The sequence below is a fragment of the Kitasatospora sp. NPDC056531 genome (assembly GCF_042794375.1).
Lineage (GTDB): Bacteria > Actinomycetota > Actinomycetes > Streptomycetales > Streptomycetaceae > Kitasatospora.
The window spans coordinates 1-4180 of the sequence record NZ_JBHTTU010000234.1; the positions used below are offsets into that span (position 1 = coordinate 1).

At 72.3% G+C, this 4180-nt stretch carries 4 protein-coding genes; 1 reads left to right on the forward strand and 3 read right to left on the reverse strand.

What is annotated here, in order from left to right:
• Positions 1-902, reverse strand: a 902-nt coding sequence (locus ACFQ87_RS44855; protein WP_380616818.1) for an alpha/beta hydrolase, incomplete at its 3' end; no start/stop codon positions are given.
• Positions 903-1473: 571 nt separating this feature from the next.
• Positions 1474-2565, reverse strand: coding sequence for a VWA domain-containing protein (locus ACFQ87_RS44860; RefSeq protein ID WP_380616819.1), 1092 nt, complete (start codon positions 2563-2565; stop codon positions 1474-1476).
• Positions 2566-2805: 240 nt separating this feature from the next.
• Between ACFQ87_RS44860 and ACFQ87_RS44865 the strand changes: the two genes are divergently transcribed.
• Positions 2806-3054, forward strand: a complete 249-nt coding sequence (locus tag ACFQ87_RS44865; RefSeq protein WP_380616820.1) for a hypothetical protein — start codon at positions 2806-2808, stop codon at positions 3052-3054.
• 31 nt (positions 3055-3085) lie between these two features.
• Here ACFQ87_RS44865 and ACFQ87_RS44870 read toward each other — a convergent pair whose 3' ends face one another.
• Positions 3086-4027, reverse strand: coding sequence for a hypothetical protein (locus ACFQ87_RS44870; protein ID WP_380616821.1), 942 nt, complete (start codon positions 4025-4027; stop codon positions 3086-3088).
• Positions 4028-4180: the final 153 nt, after the last annotated feature.

Genomic DNA, 4180 nt, shown 5'->3' on the forward strand with positions numbered 1-4180 from the left:
AGCCAGAACCCGTCCGTGTGCTCTCCGTCGGGGAAGTGTTCCTCCCGCGCTCGCGCCTGCCGCGCGACCTGGCGGGCGGCGGGGCAGAACGGGTCCTCCTGGCCGCACCACACGCCGAGGGCACCGACCTGCATCCGGTCCAGACGGAGTGTCGGCTCATGGGCCTGCCAGTCCGCCTCGTCGGCGTACCCGCCGGTGGTGCGGGCGTCCGCCCAGGTGCGGAAGACGGCCGGGCTGAGCAGCGCCACGGCGTCCAGGTTGCGGCCGCTCTGCGTGCGCCCGACGGCGTACTGCAGGGCGCCCGAGCCGCCCATGGAGATCCCCATCACGGCGCGTGGCGTGGGCAGTTGGCGGGCGTGCAGCCAGCCGGGGAGTTCCTCGCGGAGCATCACCTGCGGGTCGTCGCCGCCGGGGGCTTGCTGGTGCCAGTAGGTGGCGTCCCCGCCGTCCACCGCGACGACGGCGAACGGCGGCACGCCGCCCTTGACCGCGGCCGCCAGGAACTGCGGCACCCCGAGCGCCACCATGCCCTGCGCGTCGTTGCCGCGCCCGTGCAGCATGACGCAGACCGGCAGGTTCGTACTCGCCGCGGCGCCGGGCGGGAGCATGGTCACCATCGTGACCTCCCGGTTCCGCGCCGCCGAGCGGACCCGCTCGACGTGCACCGGTCCCGGTGCCGCGTCCGGCACCGCGCCGTCCGTCCCGGTCATCCCCAGCGCCTTCTTCAGCGCCACCCCACCGGGCAGCCATCCGGCGAGCATCCCGCCCCCGGCCGCGGCCCCGAGCAGGGCACCGCCGCCCACGACGCCGGCTCCCAGCCGCAGCAGTCGCCGCCGCGACACCGCGCGGTCGACGGGGTCCGCCGAGGGCTGCTCGGTGACGCTGCCGGTGTGTGTGGTCATGTCTGTCGGCCTCTCGCCGTTCGGTTTCGTGTGCGCGGCAACGGGACAGGCGACAACGGTTGACGCCGTCCGGTTGAGCGGACCCGTGTGGCGGCCCGGCCGAGAGCAGGCGGACGGACAGATGTCGGCACGTTTCCCCCAGTCGGCCGGCCCAAGCAAACGATCATCGTAGTGGACGAGGGATCGGACCACCCGGTTCCGTCCGCGCCTGACCTGGGCCGACAGCAGCGCCATGCCCCCGCCCTCGACCACCGGACCACGCGTGTACGGCGGGACCTGCTGCGCCCCGCCCGGTGCCGTCCCCGGCTGCACCGGCTGGCGGGGTGGGAGCGGTACGGCCCCCGGAGGCCCGGGCTCGGGTGCGGGCGATCCGCCGGAGTTCGGTGGGCGCGGTCGCGGCGGCCGGTCGTACGCACCCTTGGGATGGGCAGCAGCGCTCGACGTCCTCGGTCCCCGTGAGCGGCTCGCCCCCCACGGGGGTCCTGTGGAAGGTGCGGGACGGTCTTTCGGCGTGCGCGGAAGGGTTCGGCAGTGCCCCGCCGAGTCCCGGCTGCCGGGTCGCGGTTTGCGGCTACAGGAGGACGAGCAGCTTGGTGCCCGGCACCAACTTGCGGTTGACGGAGGTCGATTGGACGAACACGGTGTACGAGGGGTTCTCGCCCGGCTTCACCGTGGCCTCCGATGCCGGCAGGCCGAGGAGCTGGCGTGCGGCCGGGCCGGAGAACACCCTGCCGGTCGTCCGGCCGGTGGTCGGGTCCTTCTCCGCCACGGCGAGCTGCTTGTTGCCCTGGATCTTCTCGCGCTTGGACAGCTCGTAGAAGGCGCAGCCGCTCTTGTAGGTGTGGCCGGCGCTGGTGACGAAGTCGCGGATCTGGGTCGGCTGGTCGACCGGGATCAGGATGTACTTGCCGGTGTCCAGGGCGTCGAGGTTGGCCTTCACCTCGGCGGTGTTCAGGTCCTGGCCCATGGCGAACAGGTTCTTGGTGCCGCGCACGCCCTGTTCGCGGCCGCGCAGGAAGCTGGTGGCGGCGTTCTTGACGGTGCCGATGGCCTCCTCGACGCCCTTGCTGGAGTCCGCGTCCCAGATCGCGATGTTGCCCGCGGGGAAGCCGTACTCCTGGGCGGTGCGCTTGGCCAGGGAGTTCGGGACGAGGATCGCCGAGGTCCAGTGGTCGGGGAGGTTGTCCATGGCGCCGTGGATGCGGTCGATCCACGAGCGCAGGACGGCCTTGCCCTGTCCGGCGCCCATGCGGGTGTGCATCTGGCCGCTCTGCGAGCAGCCGGAGGCGTTCTCCTCGCCGTCGGTGACGACGACCTGGAGGAAGGAGTGCTCTCCGTAGCCTTCCCAGATGTTCTTCAGGTCGTCGACGGACTTCACGGCCGCCTCGATCAGCGCCGTCGCACCGTTGTCGACCTTGTAGAGGCCGCGCAGGGACGGCAGGTGCTTGACGTCCATGTCCCAGACCAGGTTCTGCACCTCGTGGTCGAACGCGTAGAGGCTGATGCGGGTCTCGTGGCCGAGCCGGTCGGACTCCTCCTGCAGGCCCTTCACGAACTCGTCGACCACGCGGACGAGTTGCTCCTGGTGCTGGCGCATCGAGCCGGACTTGTCGACCACGAGCGAGACGTGGTTGACCTTGTGCTTGATCCGGTTCGCAGACATGGCTCTACCCCTTTTCCAACGCTCTTTCGGCGCCTTTCCGGCGTCCCCTCCGGCGTTGTCTTCAACAGTAGGAGGGGGCACTGACAGTCCGTTCCGGCCCGCTCCGGCCCGCTCCGGCCCGCTCCGGCCCGCTCCGCCTGCGACGGCGACTGCGACGGCGACGGCGAGGACGTCGCCCGCCTCGACGGCCATCGGGTGCGGCAGGGCGGGCGGCCGCTCCGGAGCCGGGACAATGACCGGATGACCAGTCAGCTCCCGCGCGGCCTCCAGCACCTCATCCCCACCACGCGCGCCACCACCGCCGGTGAGCGCGCCGCCTCCCAGCTGCTCCACCTGCGCACCGCCGCCGTGCCGGTCCCGGTGCTGGCCGCGGCCGCCGAGCTGATCGCCGGGCAGCTGGACGACCCCGACCCGGCCACCCGCGACGCCGCCGGCGCCGTCCACGCCCGTCTGCTCGCCGCGATCGAGACCGCCGCGCCCGACCGGTAGCGGTTCACCGCGGGGGCGGTGGGGTCGGCGGCTACCGGGGGTTGCCGTTGGCGGCGAGGCGGGCGCTCATCTCCGCGTGGGCGCGCCGGGAGTGGGCGTTGGCCGGATCGTGGACGAGCCGGAGGTAGTCGTAGAGGACCTGCACGCACTTGTCCCGGGTGGGGTAGGACGCGTCGGAGGCCAGCTCGAGGCCGTCGGTGACCTCCATCAGCTTCCCGTCAGCCGCGGCGTACGTGGGGTGCCAGATGAGCCGCACCGCCGGATTGAGCGCCATGACCACGCGCAGCTGCGGGACCTCCTGCGCGATGAGGACGCTGTCGGGGTCGTACGCCCGCAGGAAGATGTGGACGGGGCCGCGGGCGCGGCTCACGAAGGCCTTGGACAGGACGTTCCACATCGGCGTCTTGAGCTTCCAGTCCGAGGTGAGGGTCAGCTTGTCGACCACGCCGCCGAAGGGGGTGGCCTCCAGGGGGGTGTGGCCCTTGGCGCGGGCGTAGTCGCTGACCTCCCGGCCGCCGGACCAGAGGGCCAGTGTCGGCGTGTCGATCTCCAGGTAGTCGCCGATGACCTTCACCAGCTCTTGGTACCAGCTGTTCGACGCGCGGTGTTCACGCTGTTCCTGGCGTTCGGTGAACTTCGCCGTGGCCTCGTCGTTGAGCTGTCCCTGTTCGGCGATGCCGCCGAGGACGAGCTGCCAGGCGATGTCCGTGACGTCCCTGGGAAAGCCGACTCCGGCCATCATGTCGCGGAAGGTGCCCCACTCGCCGTGCACGGTGGGATCGGTGGCGTGCCGCCGCGCCTCCTCCCGGACCCCGGGACTCTCCTGGCGCTGCAGCCGGCGCGTCACGGCCGCGTTGCCCACCGTCCCTTGCAGGACGGCGAGTTCGGCGGGGCGCGGCGCCCTCCCCGCGGCGGGTTCGAGGGCCGCACGCTGTGCCCGCCTCCTCGGCGCCGTCTCGGGCGTCGGTGGCACCGAGTGTGTCGCTGTCCTCCGCACGCTCCCCAGCCCCTTCGAAGTCGCCGCTCGGCCCCGAGGGGCCGAGACTATGGGTTCGGCGCGCTTCCCGCGAGGGCCGAAAGGGCAGTCGGGGGGCATCGCATGAGGCCCCGACCATGCGCCGCAGGT